Origin of the sequence: Lichenicoccus sp. (genome assembly GCF_965277665.1) — a bacterium.
Taxonomy (GTDB): Bacteria; Pseudomonadota; Alphaproteobacteria; order Acetobacterales; family Acetobacteraceae; genus Lichenicoccus.
The window spans coordinates 1,412,092-1,437,512 of sequence record NZ_OZ255835.1; the positions used below are offsets into that span (position 1 = coordinate 1,412,092).

At 64.4% G+C, this 25,421-nt stretch carries 23 protein-coding genes, 1 tRNA gene and 1 pseudogene; 15 read left to right on the forward strand and 10 right to left on the reverse strand.

Annotation, left to right across the window (positions count from 1 at the left end):
* Positions 1–3 precede the first annotated feature (3 nt).
* From ACQY4O_RS06365 to ACQY4O_RS06385, 5 genes are all read left to right on the forward strand, one after another.
* The gene (locus ACQY4O_RS06365) at positions 4–1,038 is read left to right on the forward strand and encodes an isocitrate/isopropylmalate dehydrogenase family protein (protein WP_428375367.1); all 1,035 of its coding nucleotides are present in this window, start codon (positions 4–6) and stop codon (positions 1,036–1,038) included.
* A 106-nt stretch (positions 1,039–1,144) separates the two neighbouring features.
* Entirely contained in the window at positions 1,145–1,888 is a 744-nt protein-coding gene (locus tag ACQY4O_RS06370; RefSeq protein ID WP_428375368.1) for an EAL domain-containing protein, read from the forward strand.
* Positions 1,889–2,295: 407 nt separating this feature from the next.
* On the forward strand, positions 2,296–2,886 hold the full coding sequence (locus ACQY4O_RS06375) for a trimeric intracellular cation channel family protein (RefSeq protein ID WP_428378121.1): 591 nt from the start codon (positions 2,296–2,298) through the stop codon (positions 2,884–2,886).
* A 498-nt stretch (positions 2,887–3,384) separates the two neighbouring features.
* Entirely contained in the window at positions 3,385–3,651 is a 267-nt protein-coding gene (locus ACQY4O_RS06380) for a hypothetical protein (RefSeq protein WP_428375369.1), read from the forward strand.
* A 306-nt stretch (positions 3,652–3,957) separates the two neighbouring features.
* Complete coding sequence (locus tag ACQY4O_RS06385) at positions 3,958–4,347, forward strand: VOC family protein (protein ID WP_428375370.1); 390 nt, start codon at positions 3,958–3,960, stop codon at positions 4,345–4,347.
* Positions 4,348–4,583: 236 nt separating this feature from the next.
* Here ACQY4O_RS06385 and ACQY4O_RS06390 read toward each other — a convergent pair whose 3' ends face one another.
* Complete coding sequence (locus tag ACQY4O_RS06390; protein ID WP_428375371.1) at positions 4,584–5,393, reverse strand: IclR family transcriptional regulator; 810 nt, start codon at positions 5,391–5,393, stop codon at positions 4,584–4,586.
* 446 nt (positions 5,394–5,839) lie between these two features.
* On the opposite strand from ACQY4O_RS06390, the gene ACQY4O_RS06395 reads away from it, so the two are divergent.
* The 9 genes and pseudogenes from ACQY4O_RS06395 to ACQY4O_RS06435 all read left to right on the forward strand — a co-directional run bounded on the left by ACQY4O_RS06395 (position 5,840) and on the right by ACQY4O_RS06435 (position 15,009).
* Positions 5,840–7,474, forward strand: coding sequence for a sugar ABC transporter ATP-binding protein (locus tag ACQY4O_RS06395; RefSeq protein WP_428375372.1), 1,635 nt, complete (start codon positions 5,840–5,842; stop codon positions 7,472–7,474).
* Between the two features lie 16 nt (positions 7,475–7,490).
* Positions 7,491–8,564 (forward strand): ABC transporter permease, encoded by a 1,074-nt coding sequence (locus ACQY4O_RS06400; protein WP_428375373.1) that lies wholly within the window; start codon positions 7,491–7,493, stop codon positions 8,562–8,564.
* 11 nt (positions 8,565–8,575) lie between these two features.
* Positions 8,576–9,688, forward strand: a complete 1,113-nt coding sequence (locus ACQY4O_RS06405) for a substrate-binding domain-containing protein (RefSeq protein ID WP_428375374.1) — start codon at positions 8,576–8,578, stop codon at positions 9,686–9,688.
* A 75-nt stretch (positions 9,689–9,763) separates the two neighbouring features.
* Positions 9,764–10,468 carry a glutathione S-transferase N-terminal domain-containing protein gene (locus ACQY4O_RS06410; protein WP_428375375.1) on the forward strand — a complete coding sequence of 235 codons (705 nt, stop codon included), beginning with the start codon at positions 9,764–9,766 and terminating at the stop codon, positions 10,466–10,468.
* 12 nt (positions 10,469–10,480) lie between these two features.
* The gene (locus ACQY4O_RS06415) at positions 10,481–12,079 is read left to right on the forward strand and encodes a gamma-glutamyltransferase family protein (protein WP_428375376.1); all 1,599 of its coding nucleotides are present in this window, start codon (positions 10,481–10,483) and stop codon (positions 12,077–12,079) included.
* A gap of 139 nt (positions 12,080–12,218) precedes the next feature.
* Positions 12,219–12,293, forward strand: a pseudogene (locus tag ACQY4O_RS06420) (hypothetical protein); the annotation flags it as partial.
* 63 nt (positions 12,294–12,356) lie between these two features.
* Positions 12,357–13,382: an LVIVD repeat-containing protein gene (locus ACQY4O_RS06425; protein WP_428378252.1), complete on the forward strand. Its 1,026-nt coding sequence runs from the start codon at positions 12,357–12,359 to the stop codon at positions 13,380–13,382.
* A gap of 45 nt (positions 13,383–13,427) precedes the next feature.
* Entirely contained in the window at positions 13,428–14,606 is a 1,179-nt protein-coding gene (locus ACQY4O_RS06430) for a M24 family metallopeptidase (RefSeq protein WP_428375377.1), read from the forward strand.
* A 94-nt stretch (positions 14,607–14,700) separates the two neighbouring features.
* Positions 14,701–15,009, forward strand: coding sequence for a putative quinol monooxygenase (locus ACQY4O_RS06435; RefSeq protein WP_428375378.1), 309 nt, complete (start codon positions 14,701–14,703; stop codon positions 15,007–15,009).
* A 500-nt stretch (positions 15,010–15,509) separates the two neighbouring features.
* Here the strand turns inward: ACQY4O_RS06435 and ACQY4O_RS06440 are convergent, their stop codons facing one another.
* Entirely contained in the window at positions 15,510–15,845 is a 336-nt protein-coding gene (locus ACQY4O_RS06440) for a hypothetical protein (RefSeq protein ID WP_428375379.1), read from the reverse strand.
* A 441-nt stretch (positions 15,846–16,286) separates the two neighbouring features.
* On the opposite strand from ACQY4O_RS06440, the gene ACQY4O_RS06445 reads away from it, so the two are divergent.
* A complete protein-coding gene (locus ACQY4O_RS06445; protein ID WP_428375380.1) occupies positions 16,287–17,051 on the forward strand; it encodes a TIGR04255 family protein in 765 nt (254 codons plus the stop codon).
* Positions 17,052–17,961: 910 nt separating this feature from the next.
* On the opposite strand, the gene ACQY4O_RS06450 is transcribed toward ACQY4O_RS06445, so the two are convergent.
* The 8 genes from ACQY4O_RS06450 to ACQY4O_RS06485 form a co-directional block, all read right to left on the reverse strand.
* On the reverse strand, positions 17,962–18,231 hold the full coding sequence (locus ACQY4O_RS06450) for a hypothetical protein (RefSeq protein WP_428375381.1): 270 nt from the start codon (positions 18,229–18,231) through the stop codon (positions 17,962–17,964).
* A 308-nt stretch (positions 18,232–18,539) separates the two neighbouring features.
* On the reverse strand, positions 18,540–18,824 hold the full coding sequence (locus ACQY4O_RS06455) for a hypothetical protein (protein ID WP_428375382.1): 285 nt from the start codon (positions 18,822–18,824) through the stop codon (positions 18,540–18,542).
* A gap of 731 nt (positions 18,825–19,555) precedes the next feature.
* Positions 19,556–21,991 carry a DUF927 domain-containing protein gene (locus ACQY4O_RS06460; RefSeq protein ID WP_428375383.1) on the reverse strand — a complete coding sequence of 812 codons (2,436 nt, stop codon included), beginning with the start codon at positions 21,989–21,991 and terminating at the stop codon, positions 19,556–19,558.
* Positions 21,984–22,334: a hypothetical protein gene (locus tag ACQY4O_RS06465; RefSeq protein ID WP_428378122.1), complete on the reverse strand. Its 351-nt coding sequence runs from the start codon at positions 22,332–22,334 to the stop codon at positions 21,984–21,986. Before ACQY4O_RS06465 ends, ACQY4O_RS06460 begins: the two co-directional genes overlap by 8 nt.
* 568 nt (positions 22,335–22,902) lie before the next feature.
* Complete coding sequence (locus tag ACQY4O_RS06470; RefSeq protein WP_428375384.1) at positions 22,903–23,112, reverse strand: excisionase family DNA-binding protein; 210 nt, start codon at positions 23,110–23,112, stop codon at positions 22,903–22,905.
* 65 nt (positions 23,113–23,177) lie between these two features.
* Positions 23,178–23,795, reverse strand: a complete 618-nt coding sequence (locus ACQY4O_RS06475) for a hypothetical protein (RefSeq protein ID WP_428375385.1) — start codon at positions 23,793–23,795, stop codon at positions 23,178–23,180.
* Between the two features lie 91 nt (positions 23,796–23,886).
* A complete protein-coding gene (locus ACQY4O_RS06480) occupies positions 23,887–25,152 on the reverse strand; it encodes a tyrosine-type recombinase/integrase (protein WP_428375386.1) in 1,266 nt (421 codons plus the stop codon).
* A 151-nt stretch (positions 25,153–25,303) separates the two neighbouring features.
* Positions 25,304–25,396 (reverse strand) — tRNA-Ser (locus ACQY4O_RS06485).
* Positions 25,397–25,421 lie beyond the last annotated feature (25 nt).

Sequence of the window (25,421 nt, forward strand, 5' to 3'; positions counted from 1 at the left end):
CAGATGAGCCATGCTCTTGGCGAAAAAATCCCCGCCACCCTGATCCCTGGCGACGGCATCGGTCCCGAGATCGTCGAGGCCACGGTCGAGGTGCTCGCGGCACTCGGCGCCCCGTTCGAGTGGGACCGGCAGCTCGCCGGCATGGCCGCCGTCGCCGACAGCGGCGATCCGCTGCCGCTGCGCACGCTGGACAGCATCCGCCGCACCGGTCTGGCGCTGAAGGGCCCGCTGACGACGCCGGTCGGCGGCGGCTTCAAGTCGATCAACGTCACGCTGCGGCAGGAATTCGAGCTGTACGCCAACCTGCGGCCGGCCCGCACGCTGATCCCTGGCCAGCGCTTCGACAATATCGACATCGTGCTGATCCGCGAGAACCTCGAAGGCTTCTACGCCGCGATGGAACACTACCTGCCGATCGGGCCCGACCCGAAGGCGATCGCGATCTCGTCGGGCTTCAATACGCGCGCGGAATGCCGGCGCATCGTGCGCTACGCCTTCGACTACGCGGTGAAGAACGGCCGCAAGAAGGTCACGCTGGTGCACAAGGCGAACATCCTGAAGGCGCTGACCGGGATCTTTCTGGAATCCGGCTACGAGATCGCCAAGGAGTACGAGGGACGCGTCGAGGTGAATGATCGCATCGTCGATGCCTGCGCGATGCAGCTCGTGCTCGATCCCTGGCAGTACGACGTGATCGTCACCACCAACCTGTTCGGCGACATCCTGTCCGACCTGATCGCCGGCCTCGTCGGCGGCCTGGGCATGGCGCCCGGCGCCAATATCGGCAACGACGCCGCGATCTTCGAGGCGGTGCACGGCTCGGCGCCCGACATCGCCGGCAAGGGCGTCGCCAATCCGCTGGCCCTGCTGCTGGCCTCGGAGATCATGCTCGCGCATGTCGGCCGCAAGGATCTCGCCGACCGTCTTGAGACCGCCATCAACGACACCGTGCTGACAAGCGGCATACGTACCCGCGACCTTGGCGGCGCCGCCGATACGCGCACCCTGACCGACGCGCTCAAGCTTCGGCTGGCCTGACCCCGGACGCCTCGCGGTCCGCATCGCCCGTGCGCCGGTCTGCGTTTATGCCCTGGTCACTCTTTTTGGACATGATGCACGCAGTCGGGACGGGGATGGCGGGACAGTGTCAGCGAGCCTCTGCGGGGATCCGCGCGCAAAGCGCCGGGCGACGATGCGCCGCGGCATCCCCGAGCCGTGCTGCCAGCCGCGGTTGCGGCTGCGCGATCGGCGCGTGACCGCGATCGACGCCGCGTCCGGCCGGCTCGTCGCTTCCATCGGACCGCCGACGCCCTGGAGCCTGCGCAGCCACGCCCGTGAGCGCGCGGCGCTCGTGCAGGCGCTCGGGGTGGCGCTGCGATGGCCTTGTGTCGCGCCATGCGACGTGTCGCTCAGGATCAGTGACGGCCTGTCCGGCAGTGGCCTGCTGAACCAGACGCTCGCCGGCATTCTGTCGGAGATGGATTTCCCGGCCGAGCGGCTGCAGCTGGAATTCTCCGAGACCGCCTTGCAGGGCGACGACCCGGACCTGCTGTTCGCCCTCGCAGCCCTGCGTGATCTTGGTGTCGTGCCGATCATGGGAGGGTTCGGCGGCGGCGTCTCCAGCCTGTCGCTGCTGCGCCGGCGGTGCCTCGCCGGCCTGCTCGGCGCGGTGAAGCTGGACGCGGCGCTGCTGCGCGAGTGCGACAGCGGCGAGGGTGACGTCGCGTTCCTGTGCGGGCTGATCCGCACCTCGCATGCCCTTGGTCTGCTCGTTGTCGCGGACGGCATCGACAGCGCCGGGCAACTCGACCTTCTGCTCGCAGCCGGATGCGACGAAGGGCTGGGAGCGTTTGCCGGCGTCCTGCCGGTGTCCCGGACTGTGCCGTAGCGCCGGCCGATATTGATCCATGACCGGCTACCAGGGCCCGGCAGACGCATCGATACGCACGGCGGGTGCCTGTCCTCCGGCGGCAAGACCGTCAACTCTCACCTCGCGTGGCGGCGTGCAGACGCCTCGACCATAACCGTAGCGTAGCGGCGATGCACGCCGCGCAAGAGGAAGTTGGCAGGGCTGTCGCGGTCACTGGCCAGATGATGATTACCGACCAGCTCATCGGCCCTCTGCATCGCGCGCCGTAGCCGATGATCCACGCCCCCGCGGTTACGGTATTGGTCGTGCCCGACTAGAGCCTGATCGTCTCAGGCTGAACCAGCCTGAGACGTGAATCAGTCTCTAGATCAATCTGGTAGAGCAAGTTTACCGGCTCAACTTGAGCCGGTCTTGCTCTAGCTCGGATCTTTCGTGTTCGCCTCAGAGGTGGCCGGCTCGCCGCGCAGAAAAGGTTCGACTTGTTCGGCGTGCTGCTGCTCTCCTTCGTGGTGGCGGTCGCCGGAGGCATCACGCGTGACGTGCAAAGCGGCGCGGTTCCGGCCGCCGCGGTCGCGAGTTGGCATACCCTTGCGATCGCGGTTCTTGGTGGCCTGTTGACCTTCTTTGTCTACCCGGCATTGCAGCCGTTCAAGCGTGATATCCTGCTTTTCGACGCCGTCGGCCTCGCCCTGTTCGCGGTCACGGGCGCGCAGAAGGCGCTCCATTACGGCATCAACCCGGTGATGGCAGCGGTGCTCGGCATGGTGTCGGGGATCGGCGGAGGGATCCTTCGCGACGTCCTCGCGGGCGACGTGCCCACGGTTTTACGCGCCGATCTCTACGCGCTGGCAGCACTCGCAGCCGCAGGGATTGTCTCGCTTGGGCAGATGCTCGGTGCGTCGCCACTCTACCCGATGCTATTAGGCACCGCCGCCTGCACCTTTCTTCGCATTGTGGTGATCTACCGGGGCTGGCGGGTCCCGGTCGCCAGCTGGCGACCGGACGAGAGCAGATGACGGAACCGCAAGCGGGGATTCGCAAAGCTTGCCGTCGCGACACGACCAGGAACGCGGTGCCGCAGGTCGTGGCCGCCCCGCAAGACCTATCGGGAGAGACGAATGTGCTTGCGCTGTGCTGAGGGTTCAGCAGACCGCGCGCCGGCCCGTCGTACACACCTGTTGCAGCTCTTGGCGCTGGTCGAGCACCCCGACGCGCTTCCGGCGGATGCAGCCCTTTAGCTCGGCCGGGAGATCATGGAGCTAATCCAACCGAGTTGGGGCCTGCGCCGGTGCGATCCGGTCTGGCCGCCTGACCCAACGGCCGTGAGCAAACGCTAAGAGGAGACGTCCGATGCCTGCCAAGACTGCCGCACCTGCCCTGCTCGAGCCCTCGCCCGACCTTCTGGCTTTGCTGGAGAAGACCTACAAGGACCTCCACGGCCGCTGACCCGCAACGACGCGGACGCGACGGCCAAGGTCGCAGCCGAGTTCGAGCGACGGTTCGGCAGCAAGGACGTGCAGGAGATCTCAGCGCCCCTCTCGGCGAGCGAGGATTTCGGCTTGTTCGCCGCGGCGTGGGGGGTGCCTGGGGTGTTTTGGGCGGTCGGCGGGACTGATCCGGTCGCATACGAGAAGGCCGAGAAAGCTGGAACGCTGAACGAGCTGCCGGTCAATCACTCCCCGGAGTTTGCGCCGGTTCTCGATCCGACTCTGCGAGTCGGCATCGAGGCGATGCTTGCGGCGGCAGGTGTCTGGCTGATGAGCGAGGAGCCGAAATCCTAGATGCCAGGGGTAATATTACGACGCCATCATTGTCGGTGTCGGTACGCGATATGGCCGCATGGCGACGTTGATGCCGATCCACACTCATGCTGTTCCATCAAGGAATGGTGCAGGTGCGGCGATCTTATTCCTCCCAGGGGCAATTGACGTTGCATGAGGTCACCGGCGGTAGTCCCTGCGGTGCCAGCACGTTGGCTGGTGGCGACGGGTCGCGTCGGGTGAGCGAGAACGAACTATGAGGATGCACGCTGCCTGGGGCGGCGCGTCGCCGGGATTGCTTCTCAAGCTATCAGGGGCTTAGTTCCAATGATGGTTGAGCCAATCACCGCTGGCGTCCGGATCGGGCACATCCACCTGAAGGTGTCGAACCTCGATCGATCGCTAGCCTTCTATGTCGGCGTGCTCGGCTTCCAGGTCATGCAGCGCCTTGGTGGCCAGGCCGCTTTCATCTCGGCCGGTGGCTACCATCATCACATCGGTCTGAACACCTTGGAAAGCCTTGGCGGTCCGGCCCCCGCGCCCGGCACCACGGGGCTGTATCACACCGCTATCCTCTACCCGAGCAGAGCCGACCTCGCCGACGCGCTTCGCCGTGTGGTCGCCGCCGACATCCCGCTGGACGGTGCCTCCGATCACGGGGTGAGCGAGGCGCTATACCTGTCCGGCCCCGACGGAAACGGCGTGGAGCTCTATTAGGACCGTCCTGCCGAGAATTGGCCCCGGGGGCCGGATGGATCCCTGGCGATGTTCACGCGCCGGCTCGACCTGGACGATCTGCTGCGTGCGCTGACCTGATCGCCCGTGCGGCTTGCACTCAGCCGTTCGCGCCATCCTGACAATTCCGCACCCTTCAGACGCTAAACGCGGTCAGACTCATGCAGGATGCTGGCCGCGGTCGGTGTCGGTTCTTCGCCAGCAGCAGCCAGGTTTCCTCAGGTCGGCACGACCGACCGGCGCGCCGCAAACGCTGTTTCGCGAACGACTTCGATCCATGTCGCCTGACCGCGGGCGCCGCCGGGGTACATGGCCTTGACCATGGAAATGCCGATCGAGGCCAGCGGATAGCCGGAATCATCGAGCACAGCGGCGGCAATGCAGCAGACATCGTCATGGCCCTCCGCCTCGTCGAAGGCGAGGCCGGAGGCTCTGACTTCCCTGAGCTCCCGCAAGAGCGACTGCTTGTCGGTGATGGTCCGGGCGGTGAATCGCTGGAACCGCATCGACTCCACCATGCCTCGCTGCAGCTGCTCAGGGATGTTGGCCAGCAGCGACTTGCCGACAGCACCCCGGTAGAGCGGCTCGGTGTCTCCAGGCATCTGACGAACGGAGATGATGTGCTTGGCGGGAACAACCTCGATGATCGTGGCCTGATCCTGCTCCAGCACACCGAGATAGGTGGTCATGCCGGTCGCCTCGTTCAGGCGGTTGAGGTAGGGCCGCATCCGCTCGATCAACAAGCCACGGGCCGGGCTGAAGCGGCGAAGTCGCGCAAGCTTTGCGCCTTGCGAATAGAGCTTGGAAGCCGGATCCTTGGCAATGAACCCACAGGTCTCCAGTGTCGCAAGTAGCCGCAAGGCAGTGCTACGGTCATAGCCCAGTCTTGCAGCGATGTCCCGTAGCCGCAGCGGCTCACCTGCCGAGACGACGAACTCCATAAGTTCCAGCCCGCGGGCAAGCGATTGCACGGACGTGCCAAGTCCGGGCTCCCCCGTGTCGGCTCGATACGGCTTTGCCTGGCTCATGAAACGACCTGACGCATGTCTGGATTACGTTTGGTATAGACCCATCGCCTTCTAGCACATCCTGCCCGGCACGAAGCAGCATTCGCCTTCTCGCGGCTCAGCACCATTGACAGGCAGTGTGTGGCTGCCTGGCAGGCTCAAGCCGCTCGCGGATCTGGTCAACCACCGGCTGATGAACATGCGCCGCTATCAGGTCTGCCCAGTCTCTCGGCATTTCGCCTAGGTTTTGAGCAAGGGTCTGCAAATTTCCTAGGCAGACAATAGCCCGCTGTCCCAGATGCCTACCAATTTATCGAAAAAGTGTTTTATCCTGCGAGATCGCGTTGCGGTCTGAGAAATCGCTGGCTAGGGTTGGCATCGTGCTGTGCATCCAACAAGACGCTTGCCGGGCGTCATCTGGCCTCTCGCGGCAGCTTCACACTAACTCCGGACGGAGGCTGAGACCGATGTCACCACCCAATCAGGTCTTGCGTGACCTTGCGCCGGCTGCCCAATCGGTCCAACCACTTGGCACAGATGCCACAGCCGTCGTCGCCCGCAATCCAGACACTCCCGGAGCCCGGCTCAGAAAGCGTCTTCTGTGCGTTCGCAACATCAGCAAAAGCTTCGGCGGTAGCAAGGCCCTTAGCGACGTCTCGTTTTCCCTCTTCCAGGGCGAAGTCCTGGCGTTGCTTGGCGAAAATGGAGCCGGCAAGTCCACGCTGATCAAGATCCTTGCTGGCGTGCACGCACTTGAGGATGGCACCATCCTCTTCGAAGAGCAGCTTGTCGCTGGCGCGATGAACAAGCTGCCCATCGCCTTCATCCATCAGGATCTCGGCCTGATAGAATGGATGACAGTATTGGAGAATGTCTGTCTCACGCGGGGGTTCGCCCGTTCGCGAGGCCTGATCTCCTGGAGGAAATCCCGCGCCGCCGCGGTGGCGACGCTCGCGGCACTCGGGCTCAACATCGATCCAGACACCCGAGTGGCGCAACTCGGTCGCACCGAACGCTCGCTGGTGGCGATTGCCCGCGCGCTGAGCACCGACGCGAAAGTGGTCGTCATGGACGAACCGACCGCCTCGCTTCCCGCGGACGAAGTCGTTCGCCTGTTCGCCGCCGTTCGCATGCTGCGCGACCGCGGTGTCGGGGTGGTTTATGTTTCGCACAGGCTCGAGGAGATCTTCTCGATCGCGGACCGCGTCGTCGTGCTGCGCGATGGCCGAATGGTCGGCGAGAGCGACGTGGCAGCCTTATCGGCCGAGACCCTGATCCACATGATCATCGGCCGCACCACAACGGGCACCATCCGGGCGCCCGCTGTGGCTGATGCACCGATCGCGGTGGAGATCGAAGGTGCGCAGATCGGCGAGGTAGGCCCGGTCAGCCTGACCATCCGGGCCGGTGAGATGCTGGCGCTGACCGGGCTGCGAGGCGCCGGGCAGGACACCATCGGCCGCATGCTGTTCGGGATCCTGCCGCTCGAGGCGGGCAGTGTACACATCGCCGGGAAGGCGGCGACGCTGTCCGACCCGGCCAGCGCTATGCGGCAAGGCATTCGCTTCGTGAGCGGCGACCGGCTGGCGGAGTCCATCGTCACCGGCTTCAGCATCCGCGAGAATTTTTATCTCAATCCGCAGGCAGCCGGCCGTCACGCATTCAGTCGTGTGCGTCACGGCGATGAGTATGCCGGGGCACGCGACATGGGGCGGTATGTCCGGCTCAGCCCCAACGATCCGGCGATGCGCATCGAGGCGCTTTCTGGCGGCAACCAGCAGAAGGTCGTCGCCGGCCGCTGGCTCCATCTCAGGGGCCAGGTGCTGATCCTCGAAGATCCGACCGCCGGGGTCGATGTCGGGGCAAAAGGCGAAATCTACCGGCTGTTGCTCGCAGCCCTGCAGGAAGGTCTCGCCGTGGTGGTCATCTCGACGGATTTCCTCGAGGTGGCGTCCCTCTGCCCGCGAGCTGTCGTGTTCAGCCGCGGTAAGATCGTGGGCGAACTTGCCGGAGCCGCACTCACGCCCGGATCGCTGCTCAATGCGGCCTCGATGGCGGCGGCGCCGAACGACATGGCGACCAAGCCTCACCACCCGTTCTAGTCACGGAGGCCTTATCGTGCAGTCACTGAAATCCGATGCACTTGAGCCCACACGTGCCGATCTCGCCGCCCTGTCGACCGGCCAACGCATCAGCAAGCTGCTGCCCGTCTATGGCCTGCCGATCCTCGCCGTGGCGCTGATCGCGCTGTTCTCGGCACTGTTCCCGGACTCTTTCCCGACGCTGATGAATTTCAGTGTGCTGATCGACAACAAGGCGGTGATCGCGCTCCTGGCGCTGGCAGTGCTCTGCCCGATGATCACCGGCAAGATTGACCTCACCATCGGCTACGCCATCGTGCTCTGGCACATCCTGGCGATCAGCCTCCAGGTTCGGTTCGGACTGCCCTGGTATCTGTCAGCGATGATCGTGGTTCTCCTGGGAACGGCGCTTGGGCTGGTGAACGGCCTGCTGGTCGAAATCGCAATGATCGATTCCTTCATTGCGACGCTCGGCATGGGAACCGTGCTTTACGCCTTGGCCCTCTGGCACACCGGCGGCCGGCAGGTGGTCGGCGAACTTCCCGATGCCTTCACCGCAATCGACACCCTGTCGGTCGGACCGATACCGATCACCGCCTTCTATGTGCTCGGCGTGGGCATCCTGCAGTGGCTCGTCTTCGAGCACACGCCTGCCGGGCGCGCGATGTATGCCATCGGTGCCAGCCCGCGCGCGGCTCTGCTGAACGGTATTCCGGTCCGGCGCACCGTGATCCTGGCGTTCGTTGCCTCCGGCACCCTGACCGCAATCACCGGGGTCATACTCGCGGCGAAGCTGCAGATTGGCCAGGCCAGCGTCGGGCTCGACTATTTGCTGCCTGCCCTGGTCGGGGTTTTTCTCGGCTCGACCACCATAAAGCCGGGACGCGTCAATGTGTGGGGAACCATCGTCGCCGTCATCGTACTTGCGGTTGGCATCTCGGGGATCCAGCAGTTCGGCGGCGATTTCTACATCGAGCCGCTGTTCAACGGCGCCACCCTGCTCGTCTCCATTGCCATCGCCGGCTACAGCCAGCGCCGCCGCCGGGTCGTCAGGCCAAAAACTGCGAGTGTTGAAGCCAGCACAGTCAACGCCGTCATCCAACCAAATTGAACGGAGACTTCATGTCGACTAGCATTCGCTTCTTCCTGTTCGGGACGGTAGTCGCCGCGCTGGCACCGGCCGGCGCCCCCATGGCAGCAGAACCGCTCGACGTTGCCACGGCGAGATCGATTGTGGAGAAGGCGGCGGCGCCGTCGGCGCCATGGGATGGCCCGACGACAGGCCCGAAGGCGCTGCCGGGAAAGCGGGTGATCCTGGTCTCCGAGGATCAGCGCAACGGCGGCGCGCTCGGCGTCAGCGACGGCGTACGCGAGGCGGCAGCAGCAATTGGCTGGAACCTACGCGTCCTGGACGGCGCTGGCTCCATTGCCGGTCGCACGGCAGCGTTCGCGCAGGCGATCGCGCTGCGGCCCGACGTCATCATTGCCGATAACGACGACGCCAACGAGCAGCATGCGAGTTTCGAAAGAGCTGCCAAGGCGGCCATCGTGGTGATCGGCTGGCACTCAACGATCAAGCCCGGCCATGTGCCGGGCGTTGCGCTGTTCACCAACATCTCCACCGATCCGCTCCGGGTGGCACGGGTCGCCGCGGCGCTTGCGGTGGCCGGTTCAAATGGTGCCGCCCACGTGGTGATCTTTACCGACTCGACCGAGCAGATCTCGGTCCTGAAATCGAACGCGATGGCGGCGAACATCCGCGAATACCGGGGCTGCAGCGTCCTGACCACGATCGATACGCCGCTGGCCCAGGTCTCGGAGCGCATCCCGCAGATGACCGCATCGCTGCTCCAGCGCTACGGCACCAAGTGGAACTACACTCTCGCCATCAATGACGGCTTCTTCGACTTCATGGCGCCGTCGTTCCTGGCCGCTCGCAGAAGCTCCACCCAGGCTCCGCAGAACATCGCCGGCGGCGACGGCAGCCTGGCGGCGTTCGAGCGGATCCGGGACGGCCGCTACCAGATCGCCACGGTTGCCGAGCCGCTCCACCTCCAGGGCTGGCAGGCCATCGACGAAGCCAACCGCGCGCTCTCTAAGCAGCCGCTGAGCGGCTACGTCACCCCGCCGCATCTCGTCACGAAGGCCGATATCGGCTCCGATGGTGGCCCGCAGAACGTCTACGACCCGGGCAACGGCTACCGCGACGTCTACCGGAAGATCTGGGGTAGATAATCCGTCCCGGACCTTCATCAACACCGGTCGGCCTGATCGCATTGCCTGAGGGCCGTCCGTGAATGGAGAACCTCTATGATCGACTTTTTCTTCTGGACGACACCGAACGGCCAGAAAGTGATGATCTGCCTTGAGGAGACGGGGCTGCCGTATCGGCTGAACACCGTCAACATCAGCAAGGGCGAGCAACTTCAGGCCGATTTCCTCGAGATCTCGCCGAACAACAAGATCCCGGCGATCCGCGACAATGACTCTGCTGATGGGGCGCCGCTGACGGTGTTCGAGTCCGGCGCCATCCTGTTCTACCTAGCCGAAAAGAGCGGCACTTTGCTGCCGCTTAAGGCGCGCGGACGCGTGGCCGCCATGGAGTGGGTGTTCTGGCAGGTCGGTGGCCTCGGGCCGATGGCTGGGCAGAACCACCACTTCGCCCACTACGCGCCGGAGAAGATCCCCTACGCCATCCAGCGCTACGTCACCGAGACCGGCAGGCTCTACGGTGTCCTCGACAAGCGCCTGGCTGCGCGCGAGTTCATCCTGGGCGAGTATTCGATTGCCGATATCGCAGCATATCCCTGGGTCTTCGATTATGGCCGCCAGGGCCAGGATCTCGACGATTTCCCCAACGTGAAGCGCTGGTTCCAGGCGATCTCCGCGCGTCCTGCGGTGCGCCGTGCCAGGGAGCAGGCAGACGCCGTCAATATTGCGCCAAACGTGAACGACCAGTCGCGTGCTGTCCTGTTCGGCCAGGGGGCCGCACGATCTGCCGCACGCGCGAGCTGAGATGATACCGTCGTGACATTCGAGATCGATTTCAACCGTCCCTACCCCTCCGGGCGCGCGCCGGTACTGGGCCGCAACATCGTGGCAACCTCCCAGCCCATGGCGGCGCAGGCCGGGCTGCGAATGCTCCTCAAGGGCGGCAACGCCATCGATGCGGCGGTTGCGGCCGCCATGACCCTCACGGTTGTCGAACCCACAGGATGCGGGCTCGGCAGCGACGCCTTCGCCATTGTCTGGGATGGCCAATCGCTGCACGGCCTCAATGCTTCCGGCCGCTCGCCGGCAGCCTGGAACCCGGGGAGGTTTTCCGGCCACCGGGCAATGCCGGAGCGTGGCTGGGATTCCGTCACCGTGCCCGGTGCGGTGTCGGCCTGGGTGGCGCTGGCACGCCGCTTCGGCTCGCTGCCTCTTGATACCCTCGCGGAGCCGGCCATCACCTATGCCCGGGAGGGCTTCCAGGTCTCTCCGGCGATCGCGACGCTGTGGCAGCGGGCCGGCACTCTGCTTGGCGAGCAGCCGGGATTTGCAGAATGCTTCCTGCCCGACGGACGCGCGCCTCGGGCCGGCGAGCGGTTCACCAACCGGCCGCTCGGCGACAGCCTCGAACAGATCGCCTTGTCGGAGGGTGAATCCTTCTATCGCGGCCAACTGGCCGAGAAGATCGCGGAATTCGCGGCCCGGCACTGCGCCGCGCTGACCACCGAGGATCTCGGCCGGCATGAGATCGACTGGGTCGACACGATCTCGACCGCCTATGGTCGCGGCGTTGTCCACGAGTTGCCGCCGAACGGCCAGGGAGTTGCCACCCTGGCGGCACTCGGCATACTCCGGCATGTCGACTTCACAGGTCGCGCCGTCGATGATCCCGACACCATCCATTTGGCGATCGAGGCCACCAAGCTCGCACTGGCAGACCTGTATCGCCATGTCGCCGATCACGACCGGATGGACGTCACGACGACGCAGATGCTCGATCCGGCCTATTTGCAGTCAAGGTCGCGCCTCATCGATCCTGCTTCGGCCGGCGATCCGGGGCACGGCGCACTCAAACCCGGCGGCACGGTCTATCTCGCCGCCGGCGACGCGCAGGGCCGCATGGTCTCGTTCATCCAGTCGAATTACATGGGCTTCGGTTCCGGCATAGTGGTGCCGGGGACCGGGATCAGCCTGCAGAACCGCGGCGCCGCATTCGACCTTGCCCCGGGGCATCCCAACCAGGTTGCCCCAAGTCGACGGCCGTTCCACACCATCATTCCCGGCTTCGCGATGAACCCGGACGGTACACCGCTGATGGCATTCGGCGTCATGGGTGGTCCGATTCAGGCACAGGGCCACCTGCAGATGGCGATGCGGGTCCTCGGCTACGGCCAAAACCCCCAGGCAGCAGCGGATGCACCACGCTGGCGGGTGGTAAAAGGCCGCGCCCTCGCCGTCGAGCCGGGGCTGGGGGCCGCCGCCATCGAGGCGCTGCGCGCGCGCGGCCACGACATCGTCGTCGAACCTCCAGAAGCGGTGTTCGCATTCGGCGGCGCACAGCTCGTGCTGCGAACCGAGGAGGGGTTCATCGGCGGCTCCGATCCAAGAAAGGACGGTCAGGCCGTCGCCTTCTGACCACCACCCCAGCTGTCCCAGGTGACCTTTTCAGGGAGACTTCATGACTGTCACGGACCTGCCCATCCCGACATACGCGCATAACATGCGGATGATCGGCTTCAGCGATCAGGGGGGTCGTCCCGACGGGCAGCAGATCATGGTGCATCGTGGCTATGCCTATATCGCGCATGTCTGCTCGCGGGGCTTCAGCATCGTCGACGTCCGCGATCCTACGCATCCGCGGACGGTCAACTATCTTGAGAACCCGCTCAACACCTGGAGCCTGCACCTGCAGGTGCATGATGACCTGCTCTTGCTGGTGCATGCCCGCGACATGTTCACGCAGCCGGAAATGGCCGACGAGCGGAACTACTACAAGCCGCGTCCCAACGACTATGCCGGGAACAAGAGCACCCAGGCACGCAACTGGTCTGCCGGCATGGCCGTGTATGACATCTCCTCGCCGGAAAACCCGAAGCAGATCGGCTTCATGCCGGTTGATGGCCGCGGGCTGCATCGCATCTGGTTTGTGGGCGGTCGCTGGGCCTACGCTTCCGCAATGATCGACGGCTTCACCGACTACATCCTGATCACCATCGACATGCAGGACCCGACCCACCCGCGCATCGCCGGCAGGTTCTGGCTGCCGGGAATGAACCGCGCCGCCGGCGAGGTGACAAACTGGCCGCTGGAACTCGGGCGCTACGGGCTGCACCACGCCGTCATCGATGGCGACACCGCCTATTGCGCCTGGCGGGATGGCTGCATGGTTGTTGTGGATGTCTCCGACCGAGAGGACCCGCGACAGCTCGTCCACAAGAACTGGGCGCCCCCCTTCGGCGGCGGCACGCATAATTGCCTGCCGCTTCCCGACCGTGACCTGCTGGTGGTTCTCGACGAGACCGTGCTTGATAACGCAGAGGACGGCACGAAGCCGATCTGGATGTTCGACAACCGTGTCCGGAGCAACCCGATCAGCATTGCCACATTTCCGGTACCGGCGGAAGCCGACTACATCAAGGTCGGCGGCCATTTCGGTCCGCACAACATCCACGAAAACCGGCCGGGATCCTTCGTCAGCTCGGAGATGATCTTCGCCACCTACCAGAACGCCGGCGTACGCATCTACGATATCCACGATCAGTATCGCCCGGTCGAGGTAGGTGCCCTGGTGCCGCCTGCGCCAAAGAAGCTGATGGATCCAAGGCCAAACCGCCCGGTCGTTCTACATTCTGCCGACGTCTTCGTGGACGCCAACCGCTTGATCTACTGCACGGATTGGAGCGGCGCCGGCTTGCATATCATGGAATATACCGGCTGATCCGATGCCCGCCCGACCGATAGAGATGCTTCGAGGAGACCCGTCATGTTGCCAGATGAAGAGTTCAGGAAGAGCCTGCCGTTCGACTCCGAGCGGCTGGACGCGCTGATGGCGCAGGCGGACATCGATGTCCTCCTGGTCACCAGCAAGCACAACATCCAGTACCTGCTCGGTGGATACAGGTTCTTCTTCGCCGACTACTCCGACGCCATCGGCGTCAGCCGCTATCTGCCGATCCTTGTCTATCCGCGTGGGCGGCCGCAGCGGGCTTCCTACGTCGGGCAGGCCATGGAGAACTCCGAGGTGGAGAATGGCCGCTTCTGGATGGAGAAAGTCGACACCACCAGTTGGGGTGCACCCCAGGCGATGCGGATCGCACTGGGCCACTTGCAGGAACTCGGCATCGAGGGGCGGATCGGGATTGAGTTCTCCTTCATGCCGGCTGACGCGGCCGACATGCTGCGGGCCGCGGTTCCGTCAGGTCAGGTGGTGGAAGGGCATTTCCCGCTGGAACGGCTGCGCGCCGTCAAGACCGCGCACGAGCTGCACCTCATCGAGCAGGCGTCGGATCGTGTGGTGGATGCGATGCTTGCAACCTTCTCTGCGCTCGCCCCAGGGATGACCAAGAACGACGTCGTCGGCACCTTGCGCGACCATGAACGCGCTCGAGGGCTCAGTTTCGAGTATTGCCTGATCAGCGCAGGCACCGGTCTCAACCGCGCACCGTCCGGTCAGGTCCTGCGTGACGGTGACATCCTGACGCTCGACTCCGGCGGCCGCTACGAGGGCTACATCGGCGATCTCTGCCGGATGGGGATCATCGGGACACCGGACGCAGAGCTGGAAGAACTTCTCGCGGAAATCGAGACCATCCAGCAGGTGGCGCGCCAGCCGATCCGTGCAGGTGGCACGGGCGCAGAAATCTTTGCCCTGGTGGATCCCCTGGTGGAAGCATCACCGAGCCGCGACGTGCTGCATTTCGTGGCACACGGGGTCGGGATCATCGGGCATGAGGCACCGCGCCTCAGCGGCCGTGGTCCAGTGACGTATGAGGGGTACGACATGGACCTGCCTCTGGAGACGGGAATGGTCCTGTCGGTGGAAACCACGATGAACCACCCGCGTCGCGGCATGATCAAGCTCGAGGACACCCTGGTGGTAACCCAGACAGGCGTGGTCGCCTACGGTGATCAGGGCCGCGGGTGGAACCGCTCGGCCGCCTGACGCGCACCTGAAAACCACCCAGAGCAACTGAGCTCTGCCGAGACAGACCGGAGCCAACGTCTCCGGCCTCTCCCCCCGATTTGTGGAAATCATCATGATTAACGTGATCGCGATTGTCACGACACAGCCCGGTAAGCGAGCGGAGCTTCTCCACGCGATCCATCGTAATCTACTTGCAATACGTGCGGAGGATGGCTGCATCGAGTTCGGGCCGACGATCGACGCTTCCGGTCCCAGGGACCTGCAGGTGCCGCTCGGAGACGATGTGCTCGTCCTCGTCGAGAAATGGGCGAGCGTCGAAGCGCTCGAAGCCCATCTGCAAGCGCCGCACATGATCGAATATTTTGCCCGCACTCAAGCCCTGGTGGCGCACGCGGTTGTTCACGTGCTTTCCGCAGCCTAGAGCAAGACCGGCCCAAGTTGAGCCGGTAAACTTGCTCTACCAGATTGATCTGGAGACTGATTCACGTCTCAGGCTGGTTCAGCCTGAGACGATCAGGCTCTAGGCAGGGCGTAGTGAAACGTATGTTTAATCAAGCCACAATCGGGCTGCCGCCGTGGCAGAGCACTTGGAAGGTTTTTCCTGTCTCCGGAGCCGAGCTGCTCCTCAGCCTGAGATCACCAACAGCAAGCATCATCAGGTGAGGTGGCATCGCGGGTAAATCGCCGCTTTCTCAGGAGAAATATAGACTTTACAGGGACATAAGGAAACTTGCTGGCGGAGGGGATGTCCGCCGCTGCACATTCGTTGTCAGTAACTTACGTAGGGAAGGACAACTCGTCCCCCTCTGCATTCCCCTCAAATTGTCTTGGTTGACCGTGAACACGTGCGGAGCACGCCCGGGAACGCCTGAACCATCGCGTGTGTCGAGTGCGCCTTCGTATCTGACAGGCCGCAGCCGGTCAGGCTGGCTCAGGCGGGCCATCCTGCGCGGAGGCCCAGCAATACGTGATCCGCGTGACGGGCGGCATCTCGGGATCGGCAGCAACCGTCGTGGTCAGTCTGCTGTGGCAGTAGGGGGCAACGGCGGCAGCGTGCTTCGCTGCTAGGCCAGTGTAAGCCATCTCCGCCAGCTCATCCCCTAAGCGGCGGTAGCGTTGCGCGATACCCCAGCTCCGGCGCATCGCGTGCAACATGACCGCGACAGGGGTGACGCCGCCATCAACTGCCGCAGCGGCGAGGATGCGGCCGGCCGTGCGACGCGGGCGTAACTCTTTGGCGCGGGCGGCTTTCGGCACTCTATTTGCCCTAGAATAAAGGGGGTTCGGCTTCAGTTTCAGGTGAGGGCACGCGCTGGCCAGGAGCGCGATCTCAGGCGGGGTGCCCCAATGCTAGCGTGGATCGAGCGCCTCGGCATCAATGCCGACGTGTGGCTTTCGGTGCTGACCGGCGGCCCGGTGGGCATCACCGTGTCGCTGCGCTGCGCGCGCTCGGCGCTGGCCGGGCACTGCTCGGGCCGGGCTGCCTGCTGGGTGCTGGGTGCTGGGCGTGCTGGGCGTGCTGGGCGTGCTGGTGCAGCGCGATCACCACGATCTCCGCAGGGCGACCCCCCGGTTGCATGCGATAATCCATCCCTAGCTCACACGCTCGTGAGATTTGCTCGCCCGACCCGAATCCGGTCATGGTAAGCTCGTGATTGGCGGCGGTCGCGGTGGTCGCTTGGAGAGGCTGAGCCATTGGTGAAGACATCTCGAGAGCACGATGGAGTTCGGCTCGAACCGGATGCCATTATTGAAGCTCTGGTGGAGATGAGGTTTGAGACGCCTGAACTGCCTGAAATTACAGTCGGTCGGCTCAGTGATGCGGACTTTTGGAGTGAGTTCCATCAGTCTCGTCTTCCGGTGGCAGATATTCCCCAGCCAATCCGCGATCTAGACCCAGCGCTACGCTATCAACCAGTCATTGAGTTGTCCCGGAATGATGGTCTGCGAGCAGCCAAAATCGGCGGAAAGGTCCTGTCGTATCACGTTACGCAGACCTATCCTGGCTGGGACATCTTTCGCTCCGAGGTGGCAGATGTTGTCGCACACATCGTCAACAAGATGCGACGGCTCCAATTCATAAGGCTTGGCCTTCGTTACATTAACGTATTCGTTCCCGAAAAACACGGTGCCGTTGCGATCGAAGATACGAACCTGACTATCAAACTCGGTCAGACATCACTTCGATCACCCGTGAACTTAAACTACAGTAAGAATATTGACGGGTCGACTGTGGGGGTGCGGATAGCAACTCCAGGATTTGTTGGTGGACCGCTGCCACCAAACTTCTCCCTTTTATGTGACATCGACGTTTATACTGCCGAAGGTTTCTCCACGTCGGACATCGATTTAGTATTGCGCTGGATTGACAGAGCTCACGAGGTGGAAAAGCTTGAGTTTTTTCGGCTACTTCCTCCCAAGATTGTAAGTCGCCTAACGGCTGCCGAGCAAAGAAGGTCATGAGCCAGACGTTGATCAATCTAAACGTGCCTTCCGGCGCAGCCTTTGGCTCCGAGGGAACAGCAGCCTGGACGAAACTTCCATCCCAACTTATGAGCAGCAGGCTTGATCTTTGGGCACTATACGGTCGGCCACTGATTGCAGCGACTGAGACCGTCGGGCTGACACGCAATCAGCATTTGGTCTTGATGGAGGCGCTCTGGGACTCAGTTAAAGTCGTAGCTTAGATCTGCCGTGTCAATCGAGAGTGCTACAGGTGCCTGTGTCTCCGCGATGCGGACCGACCCAGCCCGTTTCTATGGACCGCCAGACACAGCAGTCGGTGCTGGGCTTGTGTTGCGCAATTGTGCATTTGCGCTTCCCGATCCTTTGAATCCAACCTTTCGAACCGTTCTTGGCCTGACGCTAGTCCTCACGCACGAGTGTGACGTTGACCAGGATAACGTGCGGATCTTCAATGACGAGCTTCTTGTCCTGCCCATAATACCCTTGGAGGTGCTGTACAAGAAGACAGAGGCTGAGCAGGGTAAAGGAGCTTGGGGAGGTATCCTTCCCACCATCGCTCAGGATAAAGTCTTCCGGGCAATGTATCTGCCGCCTGTACCTTCACACATAAACCCAGCGTTGGACCTCCGATTTGGCGGGATTGTGTCGTTCAATACAATAACTTCAACCAAGCTAACTTGGTTCGATCACTACCAGACTAGTAAGTTATGTAGTCTGTCAGCTTTTGGGCTTCGGGCCCTGGATCTGCGGTTGGAGAACCACCTCCGTCGCCCAAAGGCCCAACGGTTGTGGGGTCAATGGCCCTAGATGCCGGGGCTCTGAGAGGATGACTTTGAGCCGGCGATCACGCCGCGGTGGTGCGTGCGGGGGTGGAGGGGCTGCGGGCTCTGTAGGACCGCCGGCCGCCTCAATAGCAGGTGGTGTTGGTCTGCGTGCCGAACGTCTGGCTCGAGCAGTTCACCGGGCGATTTGGAACCCAGACCGGAGCCGGCGCAGGCCGCGTCTCCTGCGATAGGGATGCTAGTGCCGCCTGCTGCCGCTCCGAGCGCTGGTTGCCCTGGTTCTCCCGACACTCCGCGTAGCCCTGGGTGCCGAGAGCGAACCCATAGGACTGGCAGGTGTCATCGTCCGCCTGCTGGATGCCTTGCGCTCTTTCGTAGCCCGCCGTGCCTGGCAAGCAGTCATCGGCCGGCAGCCCGATAGCGCAGGCCAGGGGGGAGTGGGCACAGCCGGAGAGGCCAACCAGAAGGGCAAGAATGATCGGGGACCGCGGTCTCGGTGAACGGTGAACCGGCACCATAGCTTCGGTCATGGGCTGCAATCCTGCTCGGGTGTGAGCACGCACGATGCGCCGGCTTGGTTAAGGAACGGTTCATCCTGCCAGCCCCGGATCGTGATACACGCACCCAGCCATTACGGTGATGGTCTTCTCCCGGCTGCCGCAACCAACAGGCCCATTGGCAAAGCCGCATCGCCGCCGCGCATTCAGGCTTCCGGGTTGCAGCAATACTCATCAGCACGATGATGCAGCACTATCCGCCCCGGCACCTGTGACGGATCGCGGATGAAGAACAGGTTGCCGGCCAGATCCGATCCCATATTTTCCTCTTTTGGCACCCTGGTATGCCCAGTCTCACCGCCCCACCACGGACACGGATAGGCTGACATTGCTAAAGCCCTGTCGATGTCGCTCCAGGCGACCGAGTGCCCACAGACATGGCGCGTGTGCCAGAATTCCGTCGGTCGTGAGATCGTATCGGCTTCAGCCATGGTTGCTCATTCTCCGTTCATGAAGCGCGCCGGGCTCGGGCACCGGATGCCGCAGCTCGTAGGGCCGCGTCTCGTAGGGCCGCGTCTCGCCACGCCGGGGGCAGTCGTCGGCCCGGGCCTCGGCCACCCACCCAGTCCAGCTCGCGCGGCCCGTGGAACGCGATATCCTGGGCCAGCGGCCAGTGCTCGTCGAGCCCGCAGCGGGTGCAGGCGACGTGCATGCGTTCGGTGCAGGCGTAGAGTTGGGCGAGCGTGCTCGGGCATTTGGCAGGATCGGGCTCAGCCTTTCGGAGAGAGTTGAATGGAGACGGCGCTTCTTTACCGCCGAAGCTTCTCGCCGTGGCTTCTGTGCTCGTGACAGAACCACCCGGCTTTAGCCCATCCCGGCGGCCCGAAGCCGTAGCAAGCCCAGGCGCCGCAGGTGAGGCAGGTGTAGGTATGCGATGCCGTCATCGCCCCGCTCACGGCTCGTTCCTGCGCCGCGTTGAGGTCGGCTCGCGCGGCGGTGTCGGTTTCGGGCAATGGCACATGCGCCGGCTGGTCGAGGTCGTCAGCATCCGCCGGCAAGGCTTCTTGCGGATACTCTGACGCTGTTTTAGGTGGCGACACCGGTGACAACGTTGATCTACATAGGTTTTTCCTGTCTCCACCCTCCTCTATGAGACTGGCGACACTGGCGACAGTGGCCGGGACCTGTTTGCGCCACTTCGCCCAGAGGTCCGGCCTAACGCTCAAAGCGAATCGGCTTTGTGGTCGCCAATGATACTCGCGAGCACCGTGTAGAACCGCCTCTTCGACGCTCCGACTCGATGTTCCTTTTGCAGCCGCTCGCCGTCCCGAACAAGAAAGCCCTGGCGATCAAGCGCCTGCGCTGCCGCCTTCGGGTCCAGCCCGGCCACCACCTCGCGCTGCCACGTCTCGGCAAAGATGCAGAACACGAGTTCGCCACCCACCCTCTTCCGATAGCCAGCGCGGTTGACCACCTGCTGCGCTCCAAGGCCTGCGTCGGCGTCCTCGAAACGGGCCGGGTGCTTGCCGATGAAGTGCCGCACCTGCGCAAGCGCCGTGGCGTCCTCGGCCGGCCCGTCGCCGCCATCGCGTCCGGCTCGCCAATCACCGAAGCACCGGACCGCAGCGGCTTCCGCGTCGCCAGCTTTCCACGGCACGATCTCGAGAACGGTCGCCGTCTCGCCCGCCGCCGCCAGCAACGCAAACCGCTCGCCCGCCCGTTGCACCTGCCCATCCGCATCCGGCGGAATGTGATCTGCAATGAAGGCGCGCACCGCCTCGCGCGCCGTTGCCGTCAGGTCGGTCAGATCGGCGGTCAGCTTGGTTAGATACTCGCGGCCGGCTGTGCCGTAGTTGCGCCGGTAAGCCCGGTCCATGCGGGCCTGGAACCCCGCGCCACTCACCTCGCCATGCAGGTTCTCGAACACGCCATGCCCGGCGCCCGCGTCCGCCGGCATGTCGAGCACGCGCACTTCCTGCCCAGCCATGACGCGCCTCGGGCCTCCGCGCGTCTCGGCAAGTCGTGCCGCCAGGCTTGTCTCGCCGGTTGAGAGGAACAGCAGCCGCCATTCCGCCGCCTTGCGTGCGCCACCATCCCGGCTCGCTCGGGCCTTGCCGCCACCGTTGGCAAGTTGATACGCGCTTGCCGCCACCGTCTCGCCCGAAGCCTCGCTAATCTCGTCCAGACACAGCAGCAGGTCGTTATGCCCGGCTGCGACGGCTTCGAGGCCGTTGTCGGTCGCCCGCCAGCGCCTCACCCAGCCGTTCGGCCCACCACCGCCCCAGACACTACCCGCCAGACCCAGCAGCGTCGTCTTGCCGGTCGAGGACTGCCCGCGCAGATGTATTCCGCCGCCCTCCACGTCGAGCAGCCGCAAGAGTGGTGCGGCGAAGGCGGCCGACAGGGACAGGATCGCGCGGGAGTTGCCAAGGCACAGCGCGGCGACATCTCGCTTCCAGGCTTCGAGCGTGCCGGATGTCACCAGCGGTGGCATAGCGTCTGGCCGGTCGGTTTGCAGCATCACGCGCAGCTCGCCTTGCGCGCCGATTGCCCCGCCGGGCAGAACGAAGATCCGGCCGTCCGACGTGACGTGCCAGCCGAGGCGCGAAACCACGCGAACGCGGGCCGCAGGCGCGGCGCAACCGAGGTAGCGCATCAACGCCTCGCGCTGCTTGCGTGACGGCTCTATGACCAGGCCCCGGTCGAGCAGGCGGCCCCGCAACTCGGTGCCGTCGCCGGCCAGCATGGTCGCCGGCATCGCCCACTCCTGCCGCTTGCCGTTCAGGTCGCGCCACTCCAGCAGGCGGCCGAAGTTGTGACCGGCGCCATCGTCCGTGACCGCCTCCACCGACAGCGCACCGCATATTCTCATCGGGGGCGGGTCGTTGTTCGTTGAGATCGCGAACACGCCATCTTGCCGCAGGATGAAACCAGCAGGGACCGGCGCATCACGCACAGCCGGCCGCGCGTCGGCGAGCAGGTCGCGCAGCATGTCGCCGGAAGCGCCGGCCGGCAGGTCATCGGCCAAGTCCCACGCATCGGGCCATGCAGAAGGTATCGCGACGATGCGGGCAGGCGCCGCGTTCCCAGCACTCAGCAGCGTCGCGATTGTCGTGGCAGCATCCCAGCCCGGCTTGTCGCAATCCGGCCAGATCGTGACGTCGCGCTCTTGCAGCGGGCTCCAGTCGACTTGCTTGGTCGCCGCCGCGCCGCCCGGCCAGGTCATCGCCACCATGTCGGGGAACAGCACAGCCGCCGCGTCGGCCGTCTTCTCGCCCTCGACCAGAAGCACCGGCGCATTGGATCGGGCGGCTAGCCTGTCGAGGCCGTAGAGCGGTCGCGGTGTCGGCGCGGCCTTCCAGTGCCAGCGGGTCCGACCACGAAGCGTCCCGTAGCAGAGCGGCAGAACCACCTTGCCGCCGCCGGGCAGATCGAAGCGACAGATTGCGAAAAGGGCCGCGCCGCCTGCGCCGCGATAGATCCACTCGCTCGATGCGATGCCATGCTCGGCGTGACGATGCTTTGGCGGCGGGTCGCTCGGCGCCGGCATGATCGGCAACCACTCGGCGGGTTTCGCACTGGTCGAAGCGTCTTCGCCAACGCCGCCAGGGGACAGGGGTGCGAACGGATCGGGCGCGATGTGGCTGTTGTCATCCATGCCGGTTGCTCCCGCCGCGCAGGCCCAGCATCGTCGCCAGCCGTCGCCCCCCCTCGATCTGCGTCAGGCCGAACAGGTAGGCGCCGAGGCTCACCACGTCGCCGCCACGGTCGCCGCTCGCGAAGTCTGCCCACCGGCCAGTCCTGACGTTGACCGAGAAACTGCCGGAGCTGCGGTCGTGTCGGCGCGGATTGCGCGCGACGTATTCGGCACCGTGGAGGCGCCCGTCCGGCAGCCAGCGCGCCAGCAGGTCCGGCAATGCGGCGAGGGCAGCTCGGTTCACTGCGCCGAAGTCCAGTTTTGTCGCCACTGTCGCCACTACTCGCGGAGGCACTGGAGACAGGTTTCCCCTAACGATATCAACGCTGTCTCCACCTGTCGCCAGTGTCGCCACCAAAAAAGGTAGATGTCTGGATGTCACGCTCATGCCAGGGCCTCCGGAAATGCCACCCGGAGCGCCGCGATCACGGCTCCGGACCAGCGATCCGCCGTGGCGCGGTCTCGGAACGAGACGCAGGGTTCGTATCTCGGTCGGCCGTCCGATGTTCTTAGCGCTACTCCATCGCGCCCGACGATCTGCCGGGCCGGCGGTGCAACCCAGCTCCGTCCGTCTTTGAGGAACACGCTGCATCGAAGGAGCCGCAGCCCGCTTCCCATCGAAATGTCGGCAAAGCCTTTCAGCGCGCCGACGGTCATCGGCTGGAAGGCGTCAATGACCAGGCCGGGAGCAGGTGTGTCGGCTTCGCCTCGGTCGGTAGTGTTTGTTGCGGATGGCATTGGGCAAGGCTCCGTTGCCTGCCTCGGGCGTTGAACGACGCGCGGCGGACCGATATAAAGCAGTGCCCGCAGAGCACCGCCTTTCAATCCTCCCGCCAGTTCTTCGATGCGCTCGGGGACCTGGCGGTTTCGGTTCAGGCCGCAGCCTTGCGGCCCACGCGGATCTCGGCGGCTGGCAAGGCGGCGACGTAAGCGGCAAGGGATTTTGCGTTGAGCAGGGTTCGCCGGCCGGCCTTGACCGCCTCGATCTTGCCATCCGCTATCTCCGCGTAGAGCTTCGTTCGCCCGATGCCGCTGACGCGGCAGGCTTCGACTATTGTGTAGGCGAGGACGCTATCGGCCATTGGTGGATAACTCCGCGTGCATGTTGAACACGGCCGCTTTAGCAGGCGGCAAACTCGCTAACCGGTTAGCGAGATCGGACTATTTTTCGAACACGAGACAATCGTTGGCTTAAAGCCGTGAAGGTTATCTCCACCGCCGGACCCATTTTGTTCCGCCACCAAAGGGTCCGCTTGGCATCGTCGATCTCATCGATGATGTCGCTACCTTCTGCCTCCAACTTGCGCAGCCGATCCAGCAGTTCGTCGATCGATAAAGCCGGACATTGCGAGACATGCTCGAGGATCAGCGAGTTCAGCGAGTTTAGTCGCGGCTTGCGTCCATTGTCACTTTGCCGGTTGCGGCTCTTGGTTACTTCGTCGAGCGCGGCCTTTTGCGCGTCGCGGTCGAGCTGGTGTTTCCGGATCATCGCGCCGGAACGGGCGAAGTCGTTCCTAGCTAGCAGATGCAGGATCTTCTCAATCCCTGCGTTCGTTATATTTTCCGTTTCCGCCCGCCAGGTCTTGCGACGGATGGCTTCTTCAAACTCCGGCGTGATGTCATTCCGCGATATGCCCACTGCCTCAGCTTGGGCAGCCACCCACCACCACCAATAGGCAGCCGCCAGGTCCTCATCCGGCAGCGCCAGATACTCAAGTGGAAAAGGCGGCAACGGCGTGTCAGCGTGCCGGCCAGCTTCGTTCATGGGTTCCCTCCATGCCGAGGTCAGGACCGGCCGACGTTCGCGCGTCGGTCGGTCCGTCTTGTTGCCGAGGTTCCGCCCCGGCTCGGTGGGTTCAGCCGGTTCGCGTCACCAGCTTGACCGCCGGCCGGGCCTGCGGCTGCCCGCAGAAGTCGGCCCAAGTCGTCATCAGATCGCGTCGCTTGGCGAACAGGTCCCCGCGTCGATAAGCAGCTTCCACCTTGTTCTCGACGACATGCGCCAGTGCGGCCTCGGCGATATCTCCGGGATAGGAGGTCGCCTCACTGCACCAGTCCCGGAAGCTCGACCGGAACCCGTGCGTCGTCGCGTCGCCGCGCTTCATGCGCCGCAGCACCATCGTCATCGCCATATTGCTCATGCCCTTGCCCGGCACGGCGCCGGGGAACACGAAGGCGTTTGGCCCATCGGTCAGCCGCAGCCTCGCCGCGTCCGCCAGTAGCGCCAGCGCGGCCGGCGCGAGGGGCACGCGATGTTCTTTCTTTGCCTTCATCCGGGTAGCCGGCACCGTCCAGAGCGCAGCGTCCACGTCGATCTCGGACCACCGCGCGCCCAGCACCTCGCTGGACCGGGCGGCGGTCAGGATCGCGAACCGGAGCGCGAGTGCCCCGACGCCCGGCTGCTGCGCCAGATCCACCATGAAGCCACCGATCTCGTTCCACGGCAGGGCGGCATGATGCTCTACGGGCGCCACGTCGGCGCGCGCCGGAAGGGCGTTCGACAGGTGCCCGCGCCACCGTGCGGGGTTGTCGCCAGCACGCAGCCCGGTCGTCTTGGCGAAGTCGAGCACCGTCTCGATGCGACCACGCACCCGGGTTGCAGTCTCCGCCTTGCTGGTCCAGATCGGCGTCAACACCGCGAGCACATGCTCGGTCAATACGTCCGCCACCGGCAAGTCGCCCAGGTGCGGATAGGCGTAGGTCTTGAGCGTGCTGGTCCACTGCGCGCTGTGCTTCGCGTTCTTCCAGCCGGCGCGGTTGGCGAGCATGAACCGCTCGGCGGCCTGCTCGAAGGTGACGCCCCGGATCGCGGTCTGCTGCGCCAGCGCCTTTGCGGCGGCTCGCTCGTCGACGCGTCGGGCAAGCGGGTCAACTCCGCTCCGCACCAGCCGGTGCAGCTCGCCGGCTGTCTGGCGTGCTTCGGAAAGGGGGACGGCGCCCGGCTCGGAGCCAGCGCGGCCCAGGCCCATCTCCCGCGTCCGGCCGGCGAGCGTGTAGCGGAAGATCCAAAAGCGCACGCCGGTCTCGCGCACGAGCAGCCGCAAGCCGTTTCCGTCCACATACCTGCCGGCAGCTGCCTTGCTCACCTTCGCCGCAGTCAATCCGGCGGCCTTCTTGGGCATCTGCCCGACCCCTATGCGTTCCCCTATCGTATCGGGGAACGGGGACGGACGCCAGCGATTAGAGGCGAACGAACCGAGAGGTCACAACGGCTGAAATTGGCGGTCTTCTGCGGGTTCTAAGGATGCTGGTGAACGTCCGAGAACAGTGTGCTGGCGGAGGGGATGGGATTCGAACCCACGGTACGGCTTGACACCGTACAACGGTTTAGCAAACCGCCGCCTTCAGCCACTCGGCCACCCCTCCGCCGAAGAGCGTGCTCATCGCACGG